The sequence below is a fragment of the Alistipes sp. An54 genome, assembly GCF_002159375.1.
GTDB lineage: Bacteria > Bacteroidota > Bacteroidia > Bacteroidales > Rikenellaceae > Alistipes > Alistipes megaguti.
In genome coordinates this window covers 19,973-46,390 of sequence record NZ_NFIA01000005.1, presented here as the reverse complement: position 1 = coordinate 46,390, position 26,418 = coordinate 19,973, and the positions used below count along the sequence as shown (strand labels likewise).

The following is a 26,418-nucleotide window of genomic DNA, read 5'->3' as shown; positions in this document are numbered from 1 at the left end:
CCCGGGTGGGCCGCAAACGGCCTTGCGGTCCGAACGGGACACGAAAAAACCGGAAATCCGCAAAACGGGATTTCCGGTTGGCTCCTGTGGTTCGGAAACGGGTCTGTTACCGATACTTGTGTGAGATGAGGGTCATGAACTCCTCGCGGGTTCGGTGATCCGAGAGGAAGATGCCCGTGAAGGCGGAGGTCGTTGTGGCGGACTGCTGCTTCTCGATGCCGCGCATCTGCATGCACATGTGGCTGGCCTCGATGACGACGGCCACGCCCATCGGGCTCAGCGCCTCCTGGATGCAGTCGCGGATCTGGACCGTCAGCCGCTCCTGGACCTGCAGCCGGCGGGCGAAACATTCGACCACGCGGGCGATTTTCGACAGTCCGGTGATGTAACCGTTGGGGATGTAGGCGACGTGGGCCTTGCCGTAGAAGGGCAGCATGTGGTGTTCGCAGAGCGAATAGAGCTCGATGTCCTTGACGAGGACCATCTGCTTGTACTCTTCGCGGAACGTTGCCGAGCGGATGATCTCCAGCGGATTTTCGTCGTACCCTTTCGTGAGGAACGACATGGCCTTGGCCACGCGTTCGGGGGTTTTCAGCAGCCCTTCGCGTGCGGGATCCTCGCCCAGCAGGCGCAGGATTTCGCTATAGTGACCTTTGAGGGCTTCGATCGTCGCGGCGTCGAAGCGCTCCTCCTTTTCATACAGTTTTGTCTCCATGATGGGGCAAAGATACGAATTATTTCATGATCTGGTCGATGACCCGTGAAGTCCGGGCGGCGGAGCGTCCGGTCGAGGGGCAGTGACCCACGCCGCGGAGTTCGTCGACGATCGTGCGGATCAACGGTCCCTGGATATGCTCCGGGGGTGCAATTTCGAAGCGTTCCGTACCGTCGGGCGTCTGCAGTTCGATGGGCGGGAAGGCGAAGGTGGCAAAGCGAACCGAGCCGCGGGTGCCGGCGATGAGCACCGAATCCTCCTGCTCGTCGGGGCGCGAGACGAAGCTCCAGAGCCCGGTTCCGCGGGCTCCCGAGCGGAACTGCAGCAGCGCCGAGACCGTGTCGGCCACCTCGTACAGCCCGCCGAGATTGCTCTTCGTCCCCTCGGCTGCCGAGATCTCGCCGAGCAGGAAGTCGAGGATGTCGAGCGTGTGGGGGGCCATGTCGTAGAAGTATCCGTCGCCGCCGACCTCGCGGCGCAGACGCCAGGGCAGATGCTCCGGATCGCGGTCTTCGGGCCCTGCGGGGCGCAGGTAGCGCACCTCGACGCGTTGCGGCGTACCGATTCTTCCCTGGTCTATCAGCTCCTTGATTTTCAGGAAGTAGGGCAGCGCGCGGCGGTAGTAGGCCACGTAGAGGGGGACACCGCAATGCTCCGCAGCGGCGATCATCTCCCGGCATTCGGCGTAGTCCATCGCCATGGGCTTCTCGACATAGACGGGTTTGCCGGCCTCCATGACGCGGATGGCCAGTTCGCGGTGCGAGGCGGGCGGCGTGGCGACGTAGACGATGTCGACCCCGGGATCGGCAATCAGCTCCGCGGCGTCGGTGTAGTAGCGGGCGACGCCGTGACGGCGGGCGAAATCGGCCGCCCTGGCCTCGTCGCGCCGCATGACGGCCACCAGCTGCGAGTGGTCCAGCCGGTACATCGGCGGGCCGCTCTTGCGTTCGCAGACGGCTCCGCATCCCAGAATGCCCCAGTGTACGGTTTCCAACGGCTTCATGACGTACGGCTATTTTTCGGTTGCCGCCTCCAGCGAGTGGAGGTATTCGGCCAGTTTGCGCACGGCGCGACCGCGGTGCGAGACGGCGTTCTTCTCCTCGGGCGACATCTCGGCGAAGGTCCGCTCGCAACCGTCGGGGATGAACAGCGGATCGTAGCCGAACCCTTCGTGACCGGCCTCGTGGTCGATGATGCGCCCCTCGACCACCCCTTCGAAGAGGTGTTCCTCGCCGTTGAGGATCAGCGAGATGACCGTACGGAAGCGGGCTCTTCGGTCGCTCTTCCCCTCCAGATTGCGGAGCAGCAGGCGGTTGTTGGCTGCAAAGTCGTGACCGTCGGTGGCGTAGCGGGCCGAGTGGACCCCGGGGGCGCCGCCCAGTGCGGCCACCTCGAGTCCCGTATCGTCGGCAAAGCAGTTCTCGCCCGTGCGGTCGTGGATGTAGCGGGCCTTCTGCGAGGCGTTGCCCTCGAGGGTCTCCTGCTCTTCGGGAATCTCCTCGGTGATGCCGCACTGACGCGGTGTCACGAGGGTGAAGCCATCGCCCAGTACGGCCTGTACTTCGCTGAGCTTGTGGGCGTTGTTGGTGGCGAATATGATCTTCATGGCGTGTGTTTGGTTTCGATTCGGCTGCGAAGGTAGTCAATTTTCCGGAAATCCCGAACCGGACTCCGCGTCGCGGCCCAGATGTCCGAGTTCGTAGTGTTCGTAGCGGGCGAGGACCTTGCCGCCGCCCAGCAGGTAGAGGTCGTCGCAGACCCCCTCGATCAACGGAATGCGCGTCGAGGTGAGGATCACGGTGCACCCCTTGCTGCCGAGGTGGAGCAGGAGTTGCTGCATGACGAAGATCCGCTCGGGCGTCAGTTCGCGGAAGGGTTCGTCGAGCAACAGGATGCGTTTGCCGCGCATCAGTGTGAGGATGATGCCGAGGTGTTTTCGGGCCTCGGCGCCGAGCGAGGCGGCCTCCGTGTCGAGCGGCACGGGGAAGCGGCGGAGCAGCGCCTCGGGATTGACCTTGCGGTCGAACCAGCGGACCAGTCCGATGCAGTCGCGGGCCGTCAGTCCGGGCCAGAAGCGGGGATCGGCCTCGAGCAGGACCATTTCGCGGCGTTGCAACGGGTGTCCGGCCTCGGAGATTGTCCCGACTTCGGGTTGCAGGTCGCCGTAGATGGCCCGCAACAGGGCCCCGCGCCCCTCGCCCGCAATGCCGTGCACGGCACTCTGGGGCAGGTGCATCGTCACGCCGTCGAGCAGCATCCGCTTACCGTCGCGGATCCGAAGCGAATCAATCGTAATCATGGAGGTAACGGTTCAGGTTGCGTTCGGCCCGCAGGGCGTAGCTGACCATGAGGCCGAGGCTCAGGGGCAGCAGCACGGGGAGGATGAAGCCCGCCAGTCCGAAGCGTTCGGCCATGGGTCGCCGGGGAGTCTGCCCGGGGTGGTAGCGGGCGTATTTGGCCACCACGGCGTAGAGCAGCGCCAGGGCCGAAAGCGGCGCCCAGGCTACGGCGATCCAGGCCGTACGGGGATGGGCCAGGATGGCCAGCAGGGCGAAGGGGATGGCCAGCAGGAAGTAGTTGCGCCAGGCGGTGAGGACCTTGCGCACGAGCAGCCGGCTGGCGTTCATCTCCGGGAGTTGCAGCATCCGGAGGGGTTCGCAGTCGTGGTAGAAGCCGCCGCACGCAATGGCCGCGACGTAGAGGGCCGGGAATCCGGCCGCGGGCAGCAGGATGCAGAGAATCAGTCCTGCGGCGGCGAACCACACGGCCGTGAGGTGGCGCCGCAGTCCGACGGTCCATTCGGGCGAACCGGCGAGCCGTTCGGGACGGATCCAGCGTGCGGTGTGGAGATGTTTTGCGTGGGGCGAGGACATGGCGGTCAGCGGACGACGCCGAGTTTGGCGAGCCGGTCGTCGAGGTCGATCTTCTCGATGATGGTCTTCACCACGAGGTCCATCTCCGAGCCTTCGGCATAGTCGGCCGGGCAGACGTGGTTGACGCGGTTGTCGTGGATGAGTGACGAGAGCTCCTTGCGGGCGCCCTTCTGGTCGGGGTTGTAGACGGCGATCGAGTGTCCGCCGTAATTCTTCACCAGCCGCATGCAGGGGATGTCCGTCGTTCCGTCGCCGACGTAGATCATGTGGCTGAACGGCACGGGGCGTTCGTTTTCGGGGATGTAGCGATTGACCAGCTTCGAGTCGAAGACCGACTCGACCCCCTTGTTGATCTTGAAGATGAACTGTGTCTTGTTGGTGTAGTTGACCGCTACGGCGGGCCAGTAGGCGATTCCGTCGACGTCGTAGAGGAACGAGCAGGCGTAGATTTTGCGGAATTCGTGGGCGATCTCCGTCCCCTCGATGATCTCTTTCAGTCCCGAGGAGTTGATGTAGTGCAGGATGCGGATTCCGCGCTCCTCGCCGTAGCGGTTGATCCGCGCGAACCACTCCTTGACACCGTTGAAGAGCGTGACGCGGCGTCCCGACTCCTGAAAGGCTTCGCGACGCAGCGACAGTCCCTTGGATTTGGCCTCCTGGATCATGCGGGCCATGTACGTAAGGACCATGTCGGCATCCTGGGTCTCGGCCAGCGAGTTGGCCTCCGACCAGAACTCCTTGTTGCTCTTCCCGACGGCCGGGATGAAGTCGTACTCCTGCATGTTTCCGGGGGCGAGCGTCCCGTCGAAATCGTAGATCAGGGCTATGGTGAAACGGTAATCCATGGTTTTCGGGATTTGATTTCTCAAAGATAACGTTTTTTTCCTATTTTTGCACGTGGTAATACATAGCGAAGTTTGAGAGTATGGATTTCAAGGAATTGATTGCCAAACGCCGTTCGGTCCGCAAGTTTACGGATCGTCCGGTTCCCGGCGAGGTGGTCGACCGCATCCTCGCGGAGGCACTGACGGCCCCTTCGGCCCGCAATACGCGTACGACGCGCTTTCTGGTGGTCGACGATCCGGCGCTGGTGGCCCGCATGGCCGAGATGCGCGACTACGGTTCGGGATTTCTGAAGAACGCCCCGCTGGCGATTGTCATTCTGGGCGACACCACGACGAGTGATCTGTGGCGGGAAAATGCCGCCATTTCGGCCACGGTGCTCCAGCTGGCCTGCGTTGACGAGGGGCTTGCCTCGTGCTGGGTCCACATCTGCGGGCGCCCGCGGCGCAAGGACGACCCCGAGGGGGAGAAGGCCGCCGACTTCCTGCGGAGTTTCCTGCCCATTCCCGAGTCGTGCGAACCGCTCTGCGCCATCGCCATCGGCTACTCCGACTTTGTGCCGGCGCCGCTGCCCGAGTACGACGACTGGTCGCGGGTCATCCGCCTGTGAGCGGGCTGGGACCGCCCCGCTCCCGAGAGACTGAGTGAACTGAGAGAGAACATTTCGAGAGACTGAGAGAGAATATTTTTAACCTAATCAGAGAGACCATGAAAAAGACCATTCTGACAAGCCTTTCCCTGATGGCCGCATTGATCCTCACGAGCTGTGGATTGCAGCAGAAGGAGACCGTTTCCGTCGAGATCTTCAACGAGGGGCTCCGTTACTGCGAGAGCACCTATCCCTATGAGGGCGGTATTCTCATTGCCAACTTCGGCTCCACGCAGCTCGACCCGCTCAACACCGAGGGCAAGGGCTATATCGTCCGCTACAAGGACGGCGCCTCGGAGGTGCTGATTCCGGCCGACGGCAACCTGTCGGGCCCCCGCGGCATGTACCTGCGTGACGGCCGCCTCTTTATCTGCGACGTGAACAAGATCGTCGTCTACAACCTCTCCAACCGCGAGGAGGCACCCCGGGTGATTGCACTCCCCGAGGGTGAGGCCTTCGTCAACGACCTGGCTGCCGAGGGCAACAGCCTCTACGCTTCGGTCACCAATACGGGCCATATCTTCCGCCTCGACATCACGGATCCGGCCCAGCCCGGTGAACCCGAGCTGTGGCTGGAGATTGCCGGCCCCAACGGTCTGGTGATCCGCGACGGTGCGATGTATGTGGCCTGCTATTCGCCCGACGGCCAGGCCCGAAGCGAGCATGTCATCTATCGTATCGCCGACCTGCAGAATCCCGTTGCGGAGCCTTTCGTGGCGGTTCCGGGCCAGTACGACGGCATTGCCTTCTCGGGCGATGGCAAGTCGCTCTACGTGACGAACTGGGCTCCGGCCGGCATCTCGCGCATCGACATGCAGACGCGGGAGATCACGCCCGTGGAACTTCCGCTCGAGCAGCCCCTCATCGGACCGGCCGACATGACCGTTGCCGAGGGCAAGATCTATGTGCCCGACCTGCCCAACAGCCGCGTGGTGATCTTCGAAGAGTAGACCGCCGCCTGCCCGAAAGCAAAAAGTCCGGAGTTTTCTCCGGACTTTTTGCTTTCCCTGTTTTGATCTCGGCCGATACCGTCTCCGGCCGTCCTTGCGCTATCGCCCCGTGACGGGCTTGATGTCCTTCACGCGCAGCTGCGTCGAGACCGTACCGCGGTAGTGGTTCTCGACAATCTGATAGCAGACGTCGATCGGTTTGCCGGCGCGGACCCATTCATAGTGCGTCGGTTGTTGGAAGGCGATGGCCTGTAGCTTCGTATTAGGTTTCTGACGCTGCATGAGGTCCATGCGGAGGTGTTCGCTCTCCATGCCGACAAGCTTGGCCTCACCGTGGTTGATCACGCCGTAGGTCACGAAGACCGGGGCCGTATTGCCGGGACCGAAGGGCTGGAAGCGGTTCAGATCCCGACGGAAGGCGGGCGTGATGTCCGAGAAGAGGAGCTCGCTGTCGATGTCGACCTGCGGGATGAGCATCTGCGGGTCGATGTTCTTCTCGACGAACTCGTTGAAGCGCCGGATGAACTCCCCGACGTTCTCGGGCCGCATCGTCAGACCGGCGGCATACATGTGTCCGCCGAAGTTTTCGAGCAGGTCCGAGCACGACTCGACGGCCTGATAGAGGTCGAATCCCGGCACCGAGCGGGCCGAACCGGTCACGAATCCGTTGCTCATCGTCAGTACGACCGTCGGGCGGTAGTAGGTCTCGATCAGCCGTGAGGCGACGATTCCGACGATGCCCTTCATCCAGCGCGGGTTGTAGATCACCGTGCTCTTCAGGCGCTTGAGTTCGGGATTCTGCTCGATGTATTCGTGGGCCTCCTGCGTGACGTGGCGGTCGATCGACTTGCGGTCACGGTTGTAGGAGTCGATGACGTTGCCGAATTCGGCGGCGACGCTTTCGTTACCCTCGATGAGCAGCTCGACGGCGGCATGACCGCCCGAAGGCGAGGCATTTTCGTCGTTCTCGTCCATGCGCATGCGGCCTGCGGCGTTGATGCGCGGTCCGATCTTGAAGACGATGTCGTCGATGGTGATGTTATGTTTGTCCAGTCCGCAGATCTTGATGATCGACAGCAACCCCTTCGAGGGTTCGCGGTTGAGGTTTTTCAGGCCGTAATAGGCCAGAATGCGGTTCTCACCCGTCAGGGGGACGATGTCCGAGGCGATCGAGACGACGAGCAGGTCCAGCAGGTTGAGAACCTGTTCGGCGGGGATGTGGTTCTTGCGGGCATAGGCCTGCACGAGCTTGAAGCCCACGCCGCATCCCGAGAGTTCGTCGAACGGATAGGAGCAGTCGACCCGCTTGGGGTCCAGAACGGCTACGGCCTGAGGAATCTCCTCGGCCGGGAGGTGATGGTCGCAGATGATGAAATCCACGCCCTTGCTTTTTGCATAGACCACCTTTTCCGTGGCTTTGATGCCACAGTCCAGAGCGATGATCAGCCCCACGCCCTTTCGGGCCGCGAGGTCGATACCCTTGATCGAGATACCGTAACCTTCGGTGTATCGGTCAGGGATGTAGAACATCAGGTTTTTGTGCCCGATCTGGCGGAGGAACTTGTAGACCAGCGCAACGGCCGTACAGCCGTCGACGTCGTAGTCGCCGTAGACCATGATCTTCTCGTGGTTGGCGACGGCCCGTTCGACCCGCTCGACCGCACGGTCCATGTCCTTCATCAGGAAGGGGTCGTGCAGATCGGCGAGGTTGGGTCTAAAGAACTTGTCCGCCTTCTCTACCGTGTCTATGCCTCTTTGTACGAGCAGATTGGCCAGTACGGGCGAGATCCGCAGAGCGGCAGCCAACATGGCTACTGTCGCGGGGTCGCCCTGAGGCTTCACTACCCAGCGTTTTTCGATAGGCATACGAGTTGTTATTTATATATTTCAACATTTAATTCTTCACTTAAAAATCTCACAACCAGACGTTTGACCTCCTCCATCGAGGGTGTCGAGCCGGTTTCCGAGGCGATCGAGGTGACGCCGCGGTCGGTGAATCCGCAGGGGTTGATGCGCGAGAACCAACTCAGGTCGGTTGTCACGTTGAGCGCAAACCCGTGCATGGTAACATAACGTGACGAGCGGACTCCTATTGCGCAGATCTTGCGCGGACGGCGCCCTTCGGCATCGATCCAGACGCCCGAGGCCCCGTGGATGCGTCCGCCGCGGATGCCGTAGCGGTCCACCGTGCGGATGACGGCCTCTTCCAGGGCGTCGATGTAGTCGCGCAGTCCGATTCCGAGGCATTCGAGATCCAGAATCGGATAGCCGACCAGCTGTCCGGGACCGTGGAAGGTGATGTCACCGCCGCGGTCGATGTGAAAGAACCCGGCGCCGGCCGCCTCGAGCGCTTCGCGGCTGACCAGCAGGTTTTCGGCGTGTCCGCTCTTGCCGAGCGTGTAGACCGGCGTATGCTCGACGAGCAGCACTTCGCCGGCCAGTTCCCGCCCGTGCGGGTCGGCCAGACGTGCGCAGTCGGCTGCCAACATCGGACCAAACGCCCCTCCGGCGTCCGTATTTGTCTCCGATGCGCGCCCGGCAGACGTACTTTCGTCCGCTGTTTTCGCCTCCGAAGCGCATTCGGCGGCTACCCTCTCGCCACACTCCCGGCTACCGGAACGTTTCCGGGCCAGAAGGGCGTCGAAGAGCTCCTGCTGCAGTTTCCAGCAGGCGGCATACTCCAGGGTTCCGAGGTCCCTCAGCAGGGCTTTCATTGCTACAAACCTTTTACGCTACGCAGGGCTTCTTCGGCCATGTACGACGAGCGGACCAGGGGTGCACTCGCGCAATAGCTGAAACCCATCTCCAGCGCCTGAAGTCTGTACCATTCGAATTTTTCGGGAGTGATATACGCCGCAACGGGGTAGTGCTCCAGAGTAGGCCGAAGGTACTGACCAAGCGTTACGATCCTGACACCCGCCTGTCGCAGGTCGTGCAGGGTCTGTAAAACTTCATCATCGCTTTCGCCGAGTCCGACCATCAGACCGCTTTTGGTCACGACACCCCGGCTGCTCAGGTAGCGCAGGGTCGCCAGACTGGTCCGATACCTGGCCCGGGAACGGACCAGCGGGGTCAATCGCTCGACGGTTTCGATGTTGTGCCCGATGATGTCGGGCTTCGACGCGATGACCGTATCCAGCAGGTCGGGTCGTGCGTCGAGATCGGGAATAAGGAGCTCAATTACGGCGTCGGGGTTCTGCGACCGGATCGCCTCCACGGTAGCGGCCCAATGGGCGGCACCGCCGTCGGGGAGATCGTCGCGGGTCACGGAAGTGACGACGACATACTTCAGTTTCATCAGGGCGACGCTTTCGGCGACCTTGCGGGGTTCGTCGGCATCGGGAGCCTCGGGACGCCCCGTTCGGGTGGCGCAGAAGCGGCAGCCGCGGGTACAGATCTCACCCAGGATCATGAATGTCGCGGTTCTGCGGCTCCAGCATTCGGCCTGATTGGGACAGCGACCGCTGCTGCAAATGGTATGCAGCCCGTGTTTTTCGACGATGTCGTGCACCTCGGCCCATTCTGGAGTTTGGCGGAGTCGGATCTTCAGCCATCCGGGTTTTTTGAGAACATCTACCTTGTCATGAAACTTCGGCATTTAAGTTCATTATTTTCCTATTGTTGCAAAAATAGAAAAAATAATTGACAATTCCCAATGTATCTTTTTGCTCCTGCTCAGCGAATCGCCCTTCCGGCCGGAGCCCGGGTTTTGGAACTGCGACTTTTTTGTATTATCTTTGTTGCATCGTATATGCGGGGCCTTTCGATTGCCCGAAATACCTTTTGTCGCGCCATGTGATTCATTTCAAGCCGATTCCATAGAGATATTCTGCCGAATTCCGGTCCGTTGCGACCGCATTTGCGGGGATATTGCGTCCATGCGTACAGCTCCGGTCCGGAATCTTGCAGTCCGTTTTTTGAAATTTTGTCTCTATGGAAAATCAACGACCTTTGAGCCTGGGTCACCGCCTGGTGGCCCGGCTGCGGAACGACCGCCTGATGCTGTCGCCCGATCTGCGGCGGGAGATCGTTGCCGCCTCTTACCGTCCGGTCCGTCTCGGCGGCTTCGGTGCGGAGGCCGACCGGAGGGCCTTTGACGCGAGCCGCGCCTTCGAACGGCTGGCCGATCTCTATCTTCTGCTTGGATCACCTGCCGCGGCACTCCGTTGCCTCGAACAGGCTGCTCTGGCTGCTCTCTGCGGCGAGGAGTACGGCTACGATGCCGAGTCGTTTCCCGCCCGTTTTCTTCGGATCCGTTTCTACCATCTCTTCGATCGGCTCATCGCCTGCCGGGCCTCCGACACCCGGCTTCGGGCCGTGCCGTTGGATCCGCAACTGGTCGCCGACGCCCGGCGATTGGGCGGCAGATACCTCTGAGTGTAAGCCGGTAATGAACTTCAGACAGAATCCTCCGGTTCCCTTCCGGGAAAAGAGAAGTGGCCCGATACATCGTATCGGGCCACTCAGGTTAGGTTAGTTAGGCTAATGAGAGTGGGAGAACCCCACGTTTGATACACAAATGTAGGCCAAATTTTATGATAATCCAAATATTTTGTAATATTTTTTTCAAAGGCGCAGAAAATATTTTACAGTTCGTAATTAAAAAAAATTAATTTTGCTCGATTTTATAAGTTTTTGTTTAAAGCGCCTGCCGGATTTCGCCGGCTTCGGCAGCCTGCACCTCGTTTTGCAGACTCTCCTCGGCCGAGGAGGTCAGGTGTCGGTGGCGATAGGTGGCCGGGGTCATCTGATACTCTTTTTTGAAGAGTTTGATAAAATGCGAGGTGTTGGGGAAGGTGCACTCGTTACCGATTTCGGAGATTGATTTCGAGGTGGAGATCAGCAGCAGGCGGGCATGCATCAGCCGCTGGCGGATATACCACTTGTGCGGCGGCATTTCGAAATGGCGCCGGAACTCCTTCTTGAACGAGGTGAGCGAACGATTGGTGAGTTTGGCCAGCTCCTCGATCGAGATATCCTTGAAGATGTGGTCGTAGACGATCTGTTCGAAATTCTCCCGGGCCGTATCGACGTTGTTGAGCAGTTTGCTCTTCAGGCAGCAGTCTTCGTGGGAGGCGATCAGATAGATCAGTTCGGTCATTTTGATATTCTCGGCCGTTTCGTCGTGGCGGAACTCCTCGTCACGCAGATAGTTGTTCGTGTTGGTGAAAAAGTTGCGCAGCGAGTTCCAGGCGGGCATGAAGATTTCGTTACGGTTGCGGCAGTTTTCGCACGAATGGTCGTTCGAGATGTTGAGCCCGTAGGTGATGTTCAGGTGCATGAGAATCTTCTGCAGCTTCTCGGGCGTATAGTAGAAGAGGATCTGTTCGAAGGGTTGTCCGCCTTCGGGGCAGTTTTCGGTGTAGTGGTGGCCGATACCCAGGTAAAAGACGTCGCCGCGGGAGAGGGTTTGGCGTTTGTCGCCGTCGTAGATGTTCTTGGTTCCGCGAAGGATGTAGCCGATGGCGTAGCGGGAGAGGACCTGTGTTTGGATTCCGTTGTGAAGTGGTTCCATGTACTTCACAATCATCGGTTGTTGGACCGATGAATTCATTGAATTCTTCATGTTAATTGTAATTTAAGTTTTTTGGAACAAAGCGTTGCGTCACATTTGTCCGAACTCAAATATACAATTAAAACTTTTCAATCTACTATAGTGAATAGCATATTTAGGCACAAATGGTGAAATATGACAGTTTGTGCTATGTTTCAGACTAAATATATTATTGTAATAAGAGGATGCTCAAGCTTCCGAGCGTGAGCAGGAGATAGAGAATGAGCGTCGGAAGTCGGTGGATCCGAACGAGAAGGAAGGGAATCAGAATGGCCGACGGCACGGCCAGCAGCAGGATTTCGCCCGACGTCGATACGGGATTGAGCAGTGTGGGGATGAGCAGAATCAGCAGGAAGATCTGGAAGATGAAGATGGCCCGGGGTTTGTTTCCGGCGGCGTAGCTGTCGGCGAGGAAGAAGAAGAGGGCCAGCAGATCGAGCAGCAGGAGCGCTCCGAGGAGGATGAGATTCGGGATCGGGATGGCTCGTGCGGCCTCGAGGGCCGATCCGTTCGTAAAGGCTTCGACGGCCTGTTCAAAGGGGGCGGTGAAATCGCCTCCGGCTCCCCAGTTGACATATCCGAAGGCAAGGATCGGCAGTAGGAATCCGGCCAGGGCGACGACCGATTCGCGCAGTGTGCGGTGGAAGAGGATGATGGCCAGCGGCAACAGTGCGACAAGGGGCAGTGCCGCGGGAGCGGTGAGCAGCAGGATGCCCAGATAGAGTGATGCGCGGAACAGGGCATCGAAAGCATATCCGTTGCAGAACGAGCGTGCGAAGTTCTTCACCGAAAGGGCCAGCAGCGTATTGGCAACGAGCATCTGCAGTAGTCCCCCTTCGAGGGCGAGCCCCGCGGTGAATGCGGCGTAGAGCGGGATGGCCAGGCAGGTCCCGACGGAGTAGAGGTTGTAGCGCAGGGTCAGGCGTCCGAGACTCATGCCCGTGAAGAGCATCAGCAGCGCCCCGATTGCGCGGGTCCACCCCGGGAAGGCGCCTTGAAACTCCCCGAGCAACTCCTCAAGCGTCTTGACGGCGAACACTCCGTGGGTCGGGATGGCGAGGTTTTCGGGGTTGAATTCGCCCGTTAACGGGACCTTCCACATCGCGAGGGCCGTGATTGCCGCAAGCGTCAGAAAGGCCGGGACAAGCGGCTGCCGTGCGATGTTGAATTTCATGTCGATGTGTTTTTCGGGGTAAAATTAGCGAAAAAAGCTGAAAGTTGCGTAACTTTGTTCGATTCGGTATGTGGCGGGTCTTCGCCGTGTGCGCACGCCCTGTTGCCGAACGGATTGAACCGTGTGATCATGTTGGAGAATCAGTATCAGTACGAAAAGCGCGAGGCCGGTTGTGACGAAGCCGGTCGGGGATGTCTTGCGGGGCCGGTTTTTGCGGCGGCCGTGATTCTTCCGCCCGATTTTCACGATCCGTTGCTGAACGATTCGAAGCAGATGACCGAGCGTAACCGGGACAAACTCCGTGTCATCATCGAGCGTGAAGCCATAGCGTGGGCCGTAGAGGCGGTTTCGGCGGCGCGCATCGACGAGATCAACATTCTCAACGCCTCTTTCGAGGGGATGTCGCTGGCCGCGGCCCGGCTCGATCCGGCTCCGGAGTTTCTGGCTATCGACGGCAACCGGTTCCGCACGCGTCTGGAGATTCCGTGGCAGTGCATAGTCAAGGGGGACGGGAAGTATGCCGACATTGCGGCGGCCTCGGTCCTTGCCAAGACCCATCGCGACGAGTATATGCGACATCTGGCCGAGGAGTATCCCCAATACGGGTGGTCGAAGAACAAGGGCTACCCGACGCGCGAACACCGCCTTGCCATTCGGGAGTATGGTCTTACTCCCTATCATCGGCTGACCTTCAACCACGAGATCGACCAGTTGGAGCTGCCGTTCGGGTGATGTCTCTCCTCCGTTGAATCCGGTCTATGGTCCGGTCCTTTCTGCCGATGTTCGCATCGGCCGGCTTGTCGTATCCGCCTTGGTTCTGCCGCTTGCTTGCTTTGGAGTACCTTTTCTTTCCGGTTCTCCTGCTTCGAGGTTCTGCGGCTCGGCAGTCTTCTTGCCCCGTGGCCTCAAGGCTCTGCGGCTTTACAGTCCCGCCGCTCTGCTGTCCCGCCGCTCTGCTGTCCCGCCGCTCTGCTGTCCCGCCGCTCTGCTGTTCCTCGGCTCTGCTGTTCCTCAGCCCTCTACGGCCTTGGCCACTCTTTTCTTTTGCCTCGACTCCTCTTCTCCCCGCTCCTTACCCTGCACCGCTCCTCCAACAAAAACGGCTCTCCACCCATGTGGAGAGCCGTTTTTCAACATTCGATCGAGACCGGATTCTATTGGTACTGATATCCCAGCGTCTTGGATGCCGCATAGGAGATCTTCAGCGCGTTGGCACGGCGAAGCTCCTGCTTGACGTCGGTTATGATACCCATCTTGGTGGCCTGGTCGGCCTTCAAGCAGATGGTCATCGAGGCGCGGTCTGCTTCGCTGAGCTTGTCGCGTTCTGCGGCTACGAAATCCAGAATGTCACGGGTCGATTTGTAGGAGTCGTTCAACTGGATGCGGGGCGCGGTACCGAACTTTGCCTGCATCAGCAGCGACGGGGGACCGATGTGGATGAAGCTGACGAGGGATTTTTTCTCGAGCTTCTGCACTTCGGTAGCTTCCGGGAGCTTGTATCTCACGAGCAGTTCCTGATCACGCATGGTCGTGGAGACCATGAAGAAGAAGAGGATCATGAAGATCACGTCGGGAAGCGAAGCGGTCGAGATAGCGGGGACTTCTTTTTTGTCTCCCGTCTTTTTCATTACTGCCATGGCTTACTTACCTTTTAATATTACGTGGTTCTGCTTCCGAAATCTTCAAGGGCACAGCTTTTGCTACCGCATTGCGCTCGTCCTCGGTGAGTTCGCTATATTTGGATCCGAACTTGCGGATAGCGACCTCATCGCGCACCTCGTTGAAGGCGCGGGTGAGTTCGTTCTGCACCATGATATAGGACTGGTAGTTCGTATCGCGGGTTGTCTGCAACGAGATCACGCCTTCGCTGACGGGATATACCCATTTGCCGCCGTTGGCAAGCTCGATCTCCTTGTCGATCCGCTCGGGCAGATCGGGGTCGTCCATCGGGTTCACGATGAACTCCTTGGCCCGCTCCTTGAGCTGGCTGAGGTCGATGGGCTCCTGTTTGCCGGCTGCTCCGGCCATGATATCTCCGCGGCCGTTGATGAATACGAGGAAGAGGTTGCGCTCCTTCACCTTGATCTCCTCCTGCTGTTGGTCCTCAGGAGGCATCGGGGGAAGCACACGCGCGATACCCGTATCGGTATTCATGGTCGTGGCGACCAGGAAGAAAATGAGCAGCAGGAAGGCGATGTCGGCTTGGGAGTCAGCTCTTACTTCCGGTGTTTTTCTTGCGTTTCTTGCCATAACCGCTCATTTATTATTTAAGTGCTCCCCAGATTTCGGTAACTACGACCGTTATGATTGCAGCAACTATGGCTACGTACGTCACCAGGATGCTGGTTTCAGTCAGCACGGTTGCACCATGGTCGAATACGCTGTTGTTTGCGAGGTCGGGAATTTGAACTGAGTGGCTGGCGGAAATAAAGTATGCTATGCCGACTATGCCGACTATCAGCACAAAGGATAATAAGGCTCCCTTGATGCCTGCCGGGTTCTGGGCCATTCCGAAGACGGCGCAGAAGAGAGCGGCAGCGACGGCGGCTACGATGAGGAGGTAGCACCATATGAGGTTTACGCTGATCGCGGCTTCCGAGCCTCCGGTGGCGATCGCGTAGACCAGAAGGGCCACGGAGATTACCATCAGAACCCCCAGCAATATGTTCATTATTTTTTTCATGATTGCTAAAGATTTTTACAGAGTTCGATTATTTCTTGTTGTAAGCCGTCAGGATATCCATCAGCGTGATGGAGGAATCCTCCATCGTGTTGACGAGGGAGTCGATCTTCGAAACGATGTAGTTGTAGCACAGCTGAAGAATAACCGCAGAGATAAGACCCATGAGGGTCGTCAGAAGGGCGACCTTGATACCGCCTGCAACGAGCGTCGGGCTGATATCGCCGGCAGCCTGGATGGCGTCGAATGCGTCGACCATACCGACGACGGTACCCATAAATCCGAGCATCGGGCTGAGGGCGATGAACAGGCCAATCCATGTCAGTCCCGCCTCCATCTGGCCGGTCTGTACGGATCCGTAGGAAACGACGGCTTTTTCAACCGAGTCGAGACCCTGGTCGTAGCGGTCGAGGCCCTGATAGTAGATCGAAGCGATCGGGCCACGGGTGTTGCGGCAAATCTCTTTGGCAGCCTCGATGCCGCCATTTTTCAGGGTCTCTTCGACCTTGGCGATGAATTTCTTCGAGTTGATCGTCGAGAGCGACAGGTAAAGGATACGTTCGATGGCTACGGCCAGACCGAGTACGAGGAATACCAAAATCGGAAGCATCCAGGCCCAACCGCCCTCGAGGAACTTCTGCATCAGCACGTGGTGCAGGCTGTCGCCAGCGATCTGGGTTTCGGCTACAACCGTTTCAGCGGCTGCTGCGGCGTCCTGAGCGAAGGCACTAACGGTACCCAGAAGGGCAACCGACGGGATCAAAAAAAGTTTTTTCATAGTTGTGTTGGATAAGATTAAATTTGATTAGTTGATTATTATTTGTTTGTGTCTTTTTTAAAGGTTTCTTTGGCTGCAGGTCCGCCGTGTGCGTTTCCGGTTTGGGCATTGCCGGGGTTTCCGGGTTGCCGGAGACCGGAACGGGAGCCGCTTCGGAACTTTTTTCGGGTCGGTTAAAAAATTACTAATAACATATTTTTTTTTCGCTTCCGGGTAGGTCCGGGCTCTTTTCGGGGGCTGCGGGCCGTGCCGGGAGACGACTTTCACACATCTTTTCGAATCCTGGATACAATGATTCGGAATCGGGTAATCATTTATCAATCAACTGTTTTGCCTGTCCTGCGCGCGTCTGTCCAGGCTGTGGACCCTGACATACGGGCACTTTAGCAGTGCGAAATATAGGAAAAAAAATCGTTTCGTGCAACGTCTCAGACGGTAAATTCTCCGCGCAGGGGTTTGCGCAGCAGATCGCGGGTCTCGCTTTGGGGGAGTCCGAGCCCGAGGACGTACATGAGTTTGGTGACGGCGGCCTCGCAGGTCATGTCGTAGCCGCAGAGCACGCCGGTTTTCTGGAGGATCAGTCCGGTTTCGTAGAGGCCCATCGAGACGCATCCGGCGCCGCACTGGGTGATGTTGAGCAGGATGATTCCGCGGTCGACGGCCTCGCGCAGGACGTGGATAAAGCGTTCCGACGTGGGGGCGTTTCCGGCGCCGTAGGTCTCGAGTACCACGGCGCGCAGTCCCGGGGCGGCGAAGGTGGCTTCGAGGATCTCCTCTCCCAGTCCCGGGAAGAGCTTCACCAGAGCGATACCGCCCGACAGGCGGGTGGCGATGCGCAGCGTCGAGGGATACTCCGCCGGGTGGAGGATGGCCTGACGGTTGTAGGTGATGTTGACGCCGACCTCGGCCAGCGGCGGATAGTTGTCGGACTGGAAGGCGCTCAGGGCTTCGGCGCTGCGTTTGGTGGTGCGGTTGGCGCGGAAGAGGCGGTTCTGGAAGTAGAGCGAGACCTCCGGAACGACGGGATGTCCCTTTTCGCGTGCGCCGGCGATTTCGATGGCCGTGATGAGGTTTTCGCGGCCGTCGGTGCGCAGGACGCCGATGGGGATCTGGCTGCCGGTGAAGACGACCGGTTTGGCGAGGTTTTCCAGCAGGAAACTCAGGGCCGAAGCGGAGTAGGACATCGTGTCGGTGCCGTGCAGGACGACGAAACCGTCGTAGCGGGCGTAGTTGTCGCGGATCAGTTCGGCCAGGGCGATCCAGTGGGCGGGTTCGACGTTCGAGGAGTCGATCACCGGGTCGACCGTATGGACATCGATGTCGACGTTGAGGCGTTTGAGCGAGGGGAACTCCTCGTAGATGCCGCTGAAATCGAAGGGAACCAGTGCACCCGTAGCGGCATCGGTCTTCATGCCAATGGTTCCGCCCGTGTAGATGATCAGAATGGAAGATCGCATATGTTTTTGAAATTCATGTTGCTTGTTGTCGGTGTTTGGTTTTCAGAGGTCTGTCCGACGGGTTTGTCTGCCTGCCGCGGGGCTTTTTTCCGGGGAGTCGCCCGTGGTCTCCGGAGCGGCGGCGTCCGGCAGGCTGCCCGGGGGTGTGTCCGGAGCGTCGCCCTTGCTTGGAGCCCTGTCGGGGCGGCGGCCGGAGGTCGGCTCCGCACTTTCGGTCTCATCGAGAGCCTCCACCAGGAAACTGACCGGGCGGAATCCGTCGTTGCACGAGAGCAGGGCCGAGGCGGGATTCTTCATCCACCCCTCGTAGAGGTTCGTGGCGCCGTGAGCCAGCGCCATGACAAAGGGCGAGAGGGTCTGCCAGGCACTTTCGCACAGCCCGTCGGGCTTCTGCCACCTTTCGGCGATGAATACCTGCCCCTCCCGCAGGTCGCAGGCCTCTTCGATCGGATTCTCATACCGTTCGATCAGATCCGGGTAGTGTGCCTTGCGGATGACGGTGATGCGTACGCGTTTCATCGGTGCGGTTCGTTGGTTTTGCCTGTTTTATCGGTCGGTCCTTCCGAACCGGAGACTCCGTCTTGGGTTGGGCTCTTCGGACCGGACTCTTCGCCCTGGAGTGCTCTCTCCGTCCCGGGATCCCGGCCAACCGTCACGCCGAACATGCGTTCGGCATTGGCCGTCGTGATGCGGGCCACCTCTTCCGCCGAAATTCCCTTCAGTTCGGCCACCTTCTCGCATACGTAGCGTACATAGGCCGATTCGTTGCGCTGGCCGCGATGGGGCGCCGGGGTCAGATAGGGGCAGTCGGTCTCGAGCAGCAGATCCTGCAGCTCCATCTCGCGTACCACCTCGGCGATGCGGCTCTTCTTGAAGGTGACCACTCCGCCGATGCCGAAGAGGAAGTCGCCGCAGGTTTTCAGTTCGCGGTAACTCTCCACACCGTCCGAGAAGGCGTGGAAGACCCCTCGGACGCCGCGGCCCGCATATTCGCGCATGATCTCGAGCGTCTCGGGCCAGGCATCGCGCGTGTGGACGACGATCGGCAGTCCGTACTGCAGCGCGAGGTTGATCTGACGGCGGAAGGCCTCAATCTGTTCGTCGCGGAAGTCGTGGCTCCAGTAGAGGTCCAGCCCGATCTCACCGACGGCGCAGAAGCGTCCGATTCCTGCGGGTGGATTGTCCAGATATTGCTGTACGAGTTCCAGCTCTTCGCGCCAGTGCGGGATGTCGTTCACCGACGTGGGGTGCAGCCCCATCATCGGGGAGCAGCACTCCGGATGGCGGCGGCAGAGGTCGAAGAGGCGTTCGTGGCTCCGGGAGTCGATGGCCGGCAGCAGGAGCCGCCCGACCCCGGCGGCCAGGGCACGCTGCAGTGTCTCCTCACGGTCCGCGTCGAACGCTTCGTCATAGAGATGTGAGTGTGTATCGATCAGATTCATAGCTTCATGTAACGGTTTCCGGGGAGTTGTCGGATGGCTCCCGACAACTCGAGTCCGATGAGCAGTACGGCCAGCTCTCCGGGATTCCGTCCGCTTCGTTCGGCCAGGATTTCGAGCGGCAGCGGATCGCTCGACGGGAAGAGTTTGAGCAGTTGCTCCTCGTCCGAGGTCAGCGACGGGGTGGGTACTTGGGTTCGGAACCCGGCGGGATCCTCTCCGAAATCCCACATCAGTTCGCGGATAACGTCATCGGCATTCATGACCAGCTGGGCCTTGCGGTTTCGGATCAGGTGGTTGGTTCCGGCCGAGGAGCGGTCCGTAGCGCGTCCGGGGACGGCCATCACCGAGCGGTTGTACCCGTCGGCGTAGTGTGCCGTAACGAGCGAACCTCCGCTGTCGGGTGATTCGACGACGATGCATCCGGCGCTCAGGGCGGCGATGATGCGGTTTCGGGCGAGATAGAAGTTGCCGTTTTGACGCGATTGCGAGTGAAGTTCCGTAATCAGCGCTCCGCCCTGATCGAGGATCTCGCGGGCAACTCCGGCGTGTTGGGCGGGGGTCACTTCTGGCAGGGCATTGGCCAGTACGGCCACCGTCGGGACATGGGCCTCCAGAGCCGCCCGGTGAGCGGCCACGTCGATCCCGAAGGCCAGTCCGCTGACGATCGTGAGGCCGGGGACCTGTTCGGCGAGCTGGCCGACGAGTCGGTTGCACATGATTTGTCCGTATGGCGAAGCCTGCCGGGTTCCGACCATCGAGAGGCAGCGTTTGGAAAGGATCCTGAGGTTTCCCATTGCGTAGATGACGGCCGGGAAGTCGGGGATTTCGCGCAACAGGGCGGGATATTCGGGGTCGGTTGATGCGAGGATGCTGATTCCGTTCTGGCGGCAGTATTCGATTTCGCGTTCGGCGGCGTGGAAGGCCTGTTTCTGGATGATATTCCGGGCGATATCGGGTTTGAGCTGGGCTCGGACGGAGAGTTCGTCGAGGGATGCGTCGAAAATGTTCCGTGCATTGCCGAAAATTTCGAGCAGATGGACGGCACCTTTCACCCCGATTCCGCGGGTCATCTGGAGGGCGATATCCTCGATGGTCATGCTAAGAGCTGAAATCCGGGACTAAAGGTAACTATTTTTAGGAGAAAAACGATGAAATTCGGGGAAAATGGATGAAAGTTGCGAGGAAGTTTTGGAGGGAACGGAAAAGTTTGTATATTTGCACTCCCGAAGCACCGAAACGGTCTCAGAAGTGGGGCTGGGAAAAGAAGGGGGGGGAGTTGGATTAGTTAGGAGGTGCGACATGGTCTGATGGCCGAGTGGCTAGGCAAAGGTCTGCAAAACCTTATACAGCGGTTCGAGTCCGCTTCAGACCTCAAAGAAGGCTTCTAATCAGCTAATTTTTAGCGATTAAGAGGCCTTCTTTCATTTACGGGGGCGCAGATAGGGGCGCAAGTGGTCCGAATTTTCAACATACAGTCAATCACTGCACTATTGAATAATCGAGGCTTGAAAGGATTTTCGATCTCTTATTCACGGAACAGTTCATAGACCATCCTCCCGAATTCCCGCCGCCCACTAATAACTGACAAGGCCAGCGGCCAATCATCACTCCGCTATTATCCCCGATTCCCCGGCATTCCTTGAATAGCAGACGGACTTATTCCCGATCCAATCGTATTGCCGGTTTCGACGACATCCCGTTTCAACGGAAAAAGCGCCGATATCCAAGCATTATTGACGGGAGATAGGCGCATATTCGTCCGACGGAAGCGGAATCCGGAAATCGGTCCCGCCATAAGAATAATCGGGACAGGTCGAATTCGACCGAACAGCGGCACGCCGAACTCCCCGGTCAATCGGCCGAACAGGATTTCGGGTTTCGCCTATTAGAATATTTTCGTAATAACTAATTTACTTCTCGTTATTATAAGCTATCCATTATCTACTCTTTTAGGTATATAGCTTACTTATTCCTCTTATTATTAGAGGCAGGGCGGCCGATAAAGAGCTCCCGGAGGGTTTCAGGCAGGTTCAGCGCGGGATCGTGCTTACTTATTCTTACGAGATTCCGCCCGAGGTCGATTCGGAACTGACGGCTTCCGTAATCTCCCGTATCGTAGCGGTCGATCACGCGGATTAAATCCTTCCGAACTTTATAGCGTGCGGATTTCAATCCCTTAACCGTTCGTGAACGACACGTCTCCCGGCATTTTTCAAGATATTCCGTATATCCGTATTCGTTCAGTCCTTCGGCGATTAGACGCTCTTTCGGGGTCATTCGCTCCGTAATTCCGATTCGTTCGAACAGCACGAAATTCCGGGCTTCGCGTGCCAGAAACCGGTAGAGTTCTTCGTATCCGGCTACGAGGTCGGAGACGGTACGGATATCGAGGCCGTTTTGAGAAAGGGCCTGACGGTCGGCGAGTTTGAATTCATACCGCGGGAAGAAGTAACCGTGCCGGGCCAGCACCTCAAAAATCTCCTCTTGACGGAAACGCTTCCGAAGAGGCATCTTGGCAACAATCTCGGCGGTTTTATCGTAGAGCATCACCTTCTTATAACCTACGCCGCGGGTTCGATCTCCGAAGTAGAGGGTTTCATTCTTAATCGAGTTTCGCGGGCGGGTTTTATATCCGGCTATCAGACCGAATAACCGCTGACACGAGATTCGCGTGCGTAGATTCAGCCCGGCCTCGACCTGGGTAACACGACCGCGGCTCAATTCTTCGTAGGAGATCTTCAAGCGTCCGGCCAACAGCTTAAAGGCGTGAAGAAGCGTTCCGGAGGTAAAGTCGAGCAGGGACGCTCTTCCATAATACCACTTCCGGAGGCTATTTACGATATAGAGGGTTCCCGACCGTTTCGCCAAAATCAAGGTAAGCGGGTGCGGAGTGGTCAAGGAGAGGCCTTTCAGTCGATATATCGCGATATTACCGTTCTCCTTGACACGCTCGCAGTTCTCAAAAGAGCCCGAAAATCCTTCCAAACGAATCGTTAAATTATCTATCATAACACAAATAGCTTTTCTACAAAGATAACGATTCTATACCTCTTATTTTCTATTTCTCAACCGTTTAAGAGGAAAATCGGACTCTTTCGCTTACAGAATCCCTATGAATAGCTGGTTTTCGAGGCCTATTATATTTTCTTATATAAAACCGGAAAACCATTAACTATTCGCGCGATTATATTTTGGGAAGAGAGGCGCAAACGGGCAGCGGGCATTATACCTCTTTCAAATCCGCTTCCGATACGTTCATATAATCGTTATCCTCATCCATCTCCTTTCGGGCCATCCTTTTCTGGGTTTCCATCCACTCCCACTCTTCAAACCTCTTTTCGAGCGTCTTACCCAGGGCCGCCAACCCGATAATGGCAACTATCGGCGAGAAGAAAATCGCGATCAGCAGCCATTCGGCTACCGAGCGGCCGTAGTTTTTAGCCATTCGGCAGACAATACTTATACAAACGAGTATCCCAATGATACACCAAGCGATAAAAAAGCCTCCGAAGAGATCAACCAAAGCGTAGTAGTTCATCGTTTTATAAAGATTAGTTTATAGAAATTAGTCGGTTCTTTTTCTTATATATACGTCCCGAAGCCCTTTCCCGGAGGCTATTCGGGCGGTCGCAGCGAGATCGGAAATATCCTATTCTTTCAGCGCTTTTATGACAGCATCGAATCCGTCATCCGCGCAATTATTCGGTGAAAGATAGGGCCGTCGGTAATTATTCAGGAGCACCAGATTCGAATAGTTCTCCAACCCTTCAACGGCGGCGAACCATCTTTTTTTACTTCGGCAAATCACGATCAGCACCCCCTTATTCATCAGATACCGAACCAGCTTTACGGCAAATTCCTGGGTGGGGAGCAGCCCCGATTCCGAGTGAATCCGCCGTTTCCCGATATCCTTATATTTTTTAGAGTGATACCCGAGGTATTGAATAATCGTTAGGTATTTTGTAGCATCGGGGCATCTATCCAGTACCTCGTTAAGCAGTTTATTCCAGTAGTCGGTATCAATGGCACGCAGCGTTTTATTTTTAGTCGGGAAGGGACGCCCTTTCAACAACATCGCTTCGGCCTTCTGTTGCAGGAAATACCGTCTCTTTTCAGCGGTCAACCCATCTTTCAGCGTGCCATCGTTCCCGAGTTGCTTATCAGTGCATTCCACCCACCCGGGATTTAGCGTCAGAAGGGCCACTTTCGCGTTAAAGAAACGACCATGCACCGGTTCGGGAACCCCTTCGAGCCGGATTTTATGCAGTTCGTCGGCCGTTTCGTTAAAGGCTTCGATCGCGGTCCGGTCGCCACTGCAAACGAGAACATCCGGAGATCCTCGATAATCGCTATTCTTCAATTTTTCAGCCAGTTCGAGCCAAGGGTTCTCCTTCAATAAGGTCTCTTTCGTTTCCATAGTAAAAGGTTTTATAGTCAGGTTCCCAAAGATTAGAAATTCACGGCCTCGCTCCACACCCAAAGCCATCGCCTTCTCCATCATCCTTTTTTCGCCTTCGTAGTCGATCCGCACCGTCCAAGCACGGTTCGCCGCACCGTCCCATCGGAAAAACTCCTCCAGCCGTTCGTGTAACTCGGCGGAGAGCAGAGCCGCCAACCTCCGCTCGGGAAGAGCAACGCCTCTCCATAGAAAATCATTCAACACGGAGATCGCACGGCCCGTCCGCAGGTAGCTGATATAATACGCCAACGAGAAGGGAACCCGGTCGGCGTAATCGGGGTGGCTCGCTTTATAGCGGGTCAAAACGGCCTCCAAATCCCCACCGTAGTGAATATACAAGGCCAGGTTCCGCAGTTTCTCCTCCCAGCCGATCCGTCCGAACTCACTGCACAGATCGTCCCAATAGACCCGTCGCGCGATCCGGTCGTCATCAATTTCCCGCTTCTCGACGTCCGGTATCGTCGGATCGCCAACGGGTTCCGGAGCCGAGGCCGCTTCTTCCCGGTATTTTTTAACGGTCAGGTCGTCCTCGCTGACGGAAGCGGCCTTCATCCAATCCCGCAACCACCTCGACTTCTCGGCCTCGTCCCACGTTTCGAAATCGTCCCCCGTTACTTCGTATCTCGACAGGTAGTGGCGGAAGTCTTCCTCCAGCCGTGCCATCCGACTCCCTTCGGCAGCGGCATACCGCAGTTTCGGCGGCAGCTCCTCGATCCACATCGTCGAACGGATCGCCTCCCGGAATCGCTTCGTCTCGATCGTATCCAGCAGGGGGAATTCTCCCCGGAAAGGGATCAGCCGGGAGGGGACTTCCCGGTCTATAAACCATCGGGCCATTCCTCCGGCTACGGAACACATCCGGTCCCTCGTCGAAAGTTCACTCTTTTTCATCATTCGATCCCGGTTACAGTCTCTTTCCGGCAAAATTATCAGTCGCTTCCGCCAACTCCCGGCGCAAGGTCCGCCTATTTTTGCCATCGAACCATTCCTGCCCAACGCCCGAACCGGCAGGGGATTAAACAAAGAAAGCGTGGCGCTGAAGGCTTATTTCATACGGCAGGTTCTGGAATACCCGAATACTAAAATAAGCAACAGCCCACGCCCTTTTTCAAGGACACGGGAATAACCGCGCTTATTCTCGTATTCGTAAGAATTTTCCAGATTCGCCGTAGAGAATAAACTTACGCTTTCGCGTCTATCGATATGTCATAGACAAAAGTACGAAGATTTCGCGGATTTCCAACAAAAAAGGCTTCGAACAAATCGAAGCCCCTTCAAAGTCCATTCATCGTCTCTAAATAATAGATCGTTTCAGTTTTATGGCATTCTGCAGGTGTCTTAATCCGTATTAATTTATCTCCCCAATCGCATCCGTTTTCAGGGAACATATGCCATAAAACAAAAACTATTAAATTCAAGTCTTTCGCCATTTTCATCACCTCTGAATAGAAATTTTCATCTTCTCTCTTTTTCAAAAGGAAATTCGGCAAAGTCCAGTCATCAAGAGAAATTACAATCGCTTTAATGCCATTTATAACGGCAAGGTTTCGTATATCGTATAATCCTATAACATAGTTTTTTATAGCACGATGACCCATTCTAGCGAACGGATAGCCGCAGTCCCAATGGAACAGCCCCGCAGATATTCTATTTTTCTCTAACAAGGAATATAACATGGGGCCTAATATCGGCGGTATCCTTTCATCATCATAAATTGGTTTAGACGTACAAATCGTGATTACCTTCGAATATTTACAGACAATAGAACGAATATTTCCCGCATCAAAAGTTAGATAGACTCCTTTCCTACACGGGCGAACAGATATATTTTCTATATTTTCGGGTCTTAATTTTACAGTAATTTTTTTACTCATATCTATCCCTCATTTTCGTAACCACATTTTTCACCTCTTCCCGAAACCACGCGGGCTGCAGTATCTCCACGTCGGCACCGTGCGAGAGCAGTTCCATCCGGAAGTCATAGGTCGGGGCCAGCCGGTATTCGAACACCGAATATTCCGCGGTCCGTTCCATCTCCCGCTGGGTAGGATGCAGTGGCAGGGCCCGAACATAGTTCGCCTGCTTCCCATAGACCCGAATTTCAATCCGTTCGGCGGATTGCCCCGGAATCCGGATAATTCCGAAGGCGTCGGCATAGAACTCCGCGCAATCAAAATCCAAGGGGATTTCAGCCTCTTTCGCCGTCGGAGTTATATCAACTACCCGATCGAGGGCAAACGCATAAATTCCGCCCATCTCCACGCTTTCGGCGATCAGATACCAGCGCCGTCGAAAGGCCTTCAACCCGTAAGGTTCAACCTCGTAGCGCTTTTCCCGCTTTTCATCGTAGGTATGACGATAGATGATTTCCAGGCATCGGTTCTCTTCCATCGCCCGGAGAACGGTCGTCAGGTAGGTGTAGCCCGAGGGAATCGGTTCCAATGCGATTCGTCGGCGCAGGCGTTTACTATTTACCAAGAGATCGTTTACAGCGAAGGTTTCCAACAACCAGCGTCGCAGATCGTCCCGTTCGAGATCATCGCCGTATTCGATAAAGTATTCATTCGTCCGGCGGTCGCAGGCAATATTGACATCGAAGAGCGTTTCGACGGCTTTCCGGTGATTCTCGAAGGTCTTTCGAGGAAGTTCCTCTCCGCCCGACCATTCGTTCCGGAGCCAGCGGCGGCGGATTTCATCCAGCGTGATTCTTCCCGCGGAATAGATCGTCTCCAGAAGCCACAGGTAACGGCGCAGCAGCGTCGCCGTATTATTCGTCAAGGCATTCATCGTCCAAAGTTTTTTCACAAAGATAAAAATAGCTTCCGCCAGAATTCGGCGGAAGCT

General features: G+C 57.2%; 26 protein-coding genes, 1 tRNA gene and 2 pseudogenes. 5 read left to right on the top strand and 24 right to left on the bottom strand.

The genetic code is table 11. From position 1 onward, the window contains the following. Positions 1-106 precede the first annotated feature (106 nt). From folE to B5G09_RS06195, 6 genes are read right to left on the bottom strand one after another with little or no spacing between them, the layout of a single operon-like run. Entirely contained in the window at positions 107-715 is a 609-nt protein-coding gene (gene folE, locus B5G09_RS06220; RefSeq protein ID WP_087404490.1) for a GTP cyclohydrolase I FolE, read from the bottom strand. Positions 716-734: 19 nt separating this feature from the next. Further along, a complete protein-coding gene (locus B5G09_RS06215) occupies positions 735-1,718 on the bottom strand; it encodes a Gfo/Idh/MocA family oxidoreductase (protein ID WP_343285477.1) in 984 nt (327 codons plus the stop codon). A gap of 9 nt (positions 1,719-1,727) precedes the next feature. Then, a complete protein-coding gene (gene rdgB / locus B5G09_RS06210; RefSeq protein WP_087404489.1) occupies positions 1,728-2,321 on the bottom strand; it encodes an RdgB/HAM1 family non-canonical purine NTP pyrophosphatase in 594 nt (197 codons plus the stop codon). 36 nt (positions 2,322-2,357) lie between these two features. Continuing rightward, complete coding sequence (locus tag B5G09_RS06205; protein ID WP_087404488.1) at positions 2,358-3,014, bottom strand: ATP-binding cassette domain-containing protein; 657 nt, start codon at positions 3,012-3,014, stop codon at positions 2,358-2,360. After that, on the bottom strand, positions 3,001-3,588 hold the full coding sequence (locus B5G09_RS06200) for a hypothetical protein (RefSeq protein WP_087309560.1): 588 nt from the start codon (positions 3,586-3,588) through the stop codon (positions 3,001-3,003). The genes B5G09_RS06205 and B5G09_RS06200 overlap by 14 nt, the downstream gene beginning before the upstream one ends. Positions 3,589-3,593: 5 nt before the next feature. Then, positions 3,594-4,433: an HAD family hydrolase gene (locus tag B5G09_RS06195; RefSeq protein WP_087309561.1), complete on the bottom strand. Its 840-nt coding sequence runs from the start codon at positions 4,431-4,433 to the stop codon at positions 3,594-3,596. A gap of 80 nt (positions 4,434-4,513) precedes the next feature. Between B5G09_RS06195 and B5G09_RS06190 the strand changes: the two genes are divergently transcribed. Both B5G09_RS06190 and B5G09_RS06185 read left to right on the top strand, forming a co-directional pair. Next, on the top strand, positions 4,514-5,041 hold the full coding sequence (locus B5G09_RS06190) for a nitroreductase family protein (protein ID WP_087309562.1): 528 nt from the start codon (positions 4,514-4,516) through the stop codon (positions 5,039-5,041). A gap of 98 nt (positions 5,042-5,139) precedes the next feature. Next, positions 5,140-6,030 carry a hypothetical protein gene (locus tag B5G09_RS06185; RefSeq protein WP_143256493.1) on the top strand — a complete coding sequence of 297 codons (891 nt, stop codon included), beginning with the start codon at positions 5,140-5,142 and terminating at the stop codon, positions 6,028-6,030. A gap of 99 nt (positions 6,031-6,129) precedes the next feature. Here the strand turns inward: B5G09_RS06185 and recJ are convergent, their stop codons facing one another. From recJ to lipA, 3 genes are read right to left on the bottom strand one after another with little or no spacing between them, the layout of a single operon-like run. Beyond that, a complete protein-coding gene (gene recJ, locus B5G09_RS06180; RefSeq protein WP_232009128.1) occupies positions 6,130-7,896 on the bottom strand; it encodes a single-stranded-DNA-specific exonuclease RecJ in 1,767 nt (588 codons plus the stop codon). Between the two features lie 8 nt (positions 7,897-7,904). Continuing rightward, entirely contained in the window at positions 7,905-8,744 is an 840-nt protein-coding gene (gene lipB / locus B5G09_RS06175; RefSeq protein WP_241147589.1) for a lipoyl(octanoyl) transferase LipB, read from the bottom strand. A gap of 2 nt (positions 8,745-8,746) precedes the next feature. Next, positions 8,747-9,628, bottom strand: a complete 882-nt coding sequence (gene lipA, locus B5G09_RS06170) for a lipoyl synthase (RefSeq protein ID WP_087309564.1) — start codon at positions 9,626-9,628, stop codon at positions 8,747-8,749. 335 nt (positions 9,629-9,963) lie between these two features. Between lipA and B5G09_RS06165 the strand changes: the two genes are divergently transcribed. Next, a complete protein-coding gene (locus B5G09_RS06165) occupies positions 9,964-10,407 on the top strand; it encodes a hypothetical protein (RefSeq protein WP_143256492.1) in 444 nt (147 codons plus the stop codon). Between the two features lie 262 nt (positions 10,408-10,669). On the opposite strand, the gene B5G09_RS06160 is transcribed toward B5G09_RS06165, so the two are convergent. Next, positions 10,670-11,596, bottom strand: coding sequence for a helix-turn-helix domain-containing protein (locus tag B5G09_RS06160; RefSeq protein WP_087404484.1), 927 nt, complete (start codon positions 11,594-11,596; stop codon positions 10,670-10,672). Positions 11,597-11,753: 157 nt separating this feature from the next. After that, a complete protein-coding gene (locus B5G09_RS06155) occupies positions 11,754-12,758 on the bottom strand; it encodes a hypothetical protein (protein WP_087404483.1) in 1,005 nt (334 codons plus the stop codon). Between the two features lie 129 nt (positions 12,759-12,887). On the opposite strand from B5G09_RS06155, the gene B5G09_RS06150 reads away from it, so the two are divergent. After that, positions 12,888-13,490 (top strand): ribonuclease HII, encoded by a 603-nt coding sequence (locus B5G09_RS06150; RefSeq protein ID WP_087404597.1) that lies wholly within the window; start codon positions 12,888-12,890, stop codon positions 13,488-13,490. A 422-nt stretch (positions 13,491-13,912) separates the two neighbouring features. Here the strand turns inward: B5G09_RS06150 and B5G09_RS06145 are convergent, their stop codons facing one another. From B5G09_RS06145 to dprA, 8 genes and pseudogenes are all read right to left on the bottom strand, one after another. Then, positions 13,913-14,386, bottom strand: coding sequence for a biopolymer transporter ExbD (locus B5G09_RS06145; protein WP_087309568.1), 474 nt, complete (start codon positions 14,384-14,386; stop codon positions 13,913-13,915). A gap of 16 nt (positions 14,387-14,402) precedes the next feature. Next, on the bottom strand, positions 14,403-15,008 hold the full coding sequence (locus tag B5G09_RS06140) for a biopolymer transporter ExbD (protein ID WP_087309569.1): 606 nt from the start codon (positions 15,006-15,008) through the stop codon (positions 14,403-14,405). 13 nt (positions 15,009-15,021) lie between these two features. Continuing rightward, entirely contained in the window at positions 15,022-15,441 is a 420-nt protein-coding gene (locus B5G09_RS06135) for a hypothetical protein (RefSeq protein WP_087309570.1), read from the bottom strand. 28 nt (positions 15,442-15,469) lie between these two features. Beyond that, the gene (locus B5G09_RS06130; RefSeq protein WP_087404482.1) at positions 15,470-16,216 is read right to left on the bottom strand and encodes a MotA/TolQ/ExbB proton channel family protein; all 747 of its coding nucleotides are present in this window, start codon (positions 16,214-16,216) and stop codon (positions 15,470-15,472) included. A gap of 428 nt (positions 16,217-16,644) precedes the next feature. Then, the gene (locus B5G09_RS06125; protein WP_087404481.1) at positions 16,645-17,673 is read right to left on the bottom strand and encodes a type I asparaginase; all 1,029 of its coding nucleotides are present in this window, start codon (positions 17,671-17,673) and stop codon (positions 16,645-16,647) included. 216 nt (positions 17,674-17,889) lie between these two features. Continuing rightward, positions 17,890-18,192: pseudogene (locus tag B5G09_RS14320) on the bottom strand (TIGR04076 family protein); the annotation flags it as partial. A gap of 134 nt (positions 18,193-18,326) precedes the next feature. Next, a pseudogene (locus B5G09_RS06115) lies at positions 18,327-19,115 on the bottom strand (TatD family hydrolase); the annotation flags it as partial. Continuing rightward, complete coding sequence (dprA, locus tag B5G09_RS06110) at positions 19,112-20,212, bottom strand: DNA-processing protein DprA (protein WP_087309575.1); 1,101 nt, start codon at positions 20,210-20,212, stop codon at positions 19,112-19,114. The pseudogene B5G09_RS06115 and the gene dprA, both read right to left, overlap by 4 nt. Before the next feature lie 204 nt (positions 20,213-20,416). Here dprA and B5G09_RS06105 point away from each other — a divergent pair. Next, positions 20,417-20,487, top strand: a tRNA-Cys gene (locus B5G09_RS06105). 590 nt (positions 20,488-21,077) lie between these two features. Here B5G09_RS06105 and B5G09_RS06100 read toward each other — a convergent pair. The 5 genes from B5G09_RS06100 to B5G09_RS06080 form a co-directional block, all read right to left on the bottom strand. Continuing rightward, on the bottom strand, positions 21,078-22,124 hold the full coding sequence (locus B5G09_RS06100; protein WP_087404478.1) for a hypothetical protein: 1,047 nt from the start codon (positions 22,122-22,124) through the stop codon (positions 21,078-21,080). Between the two features lie 214 nt (positions 22,125-22,338). Further along, positions 22,339-22,653 carry a hypothetical protein gene (locus tag B5G09_RS06095; RefSeq protein WP_087404477.1) on the bottom strand — a complete coding sequence of 105 codons (315 nt, stop codon included), beginning with the start codon at positions 22,651-22,653 and terminating at the stop codon, positions 22,339-22,341. A 111-nt stretch (positions 22,654-22,764) separates the two neighbouring features. After that, positions 22,765-24,465, bottom strand: coding sequence for a hypothetical protein (locus B5G09_RS06090; protein ID WP_143256491.1), 1,701 nt, complete (start codon positions 24,463-24,465; stop codon positions 22,765-22,767). Between the two features lie 383 nt (positions 24,466-24,848). After that, entirely contained in the window at positions 24,849-25,448 is a 600-nt protein-coding gene (locus B5G09_RS06085; protein ID WP_143256490.1) for a hypothetical protein, read from the bottom strand. Then, positions 25,441-26,361 (bottom strand): WYL domain-containing protein, encoded by a 921-nt coding sequence (locus B5G09_RS06080; RefSeq protein WP_087404474.1) that lies wholly within the window; start codon positions 26,359-26,361, stop codon positions 25,441-25,443. Before B5G09_RS06080 ends, B5G09_RS06085 begins: the two co-directional genes overlap by 8 nt. Between the last annotated feature and the right edge of the window lie 57 nt (positions 26,362-26,418).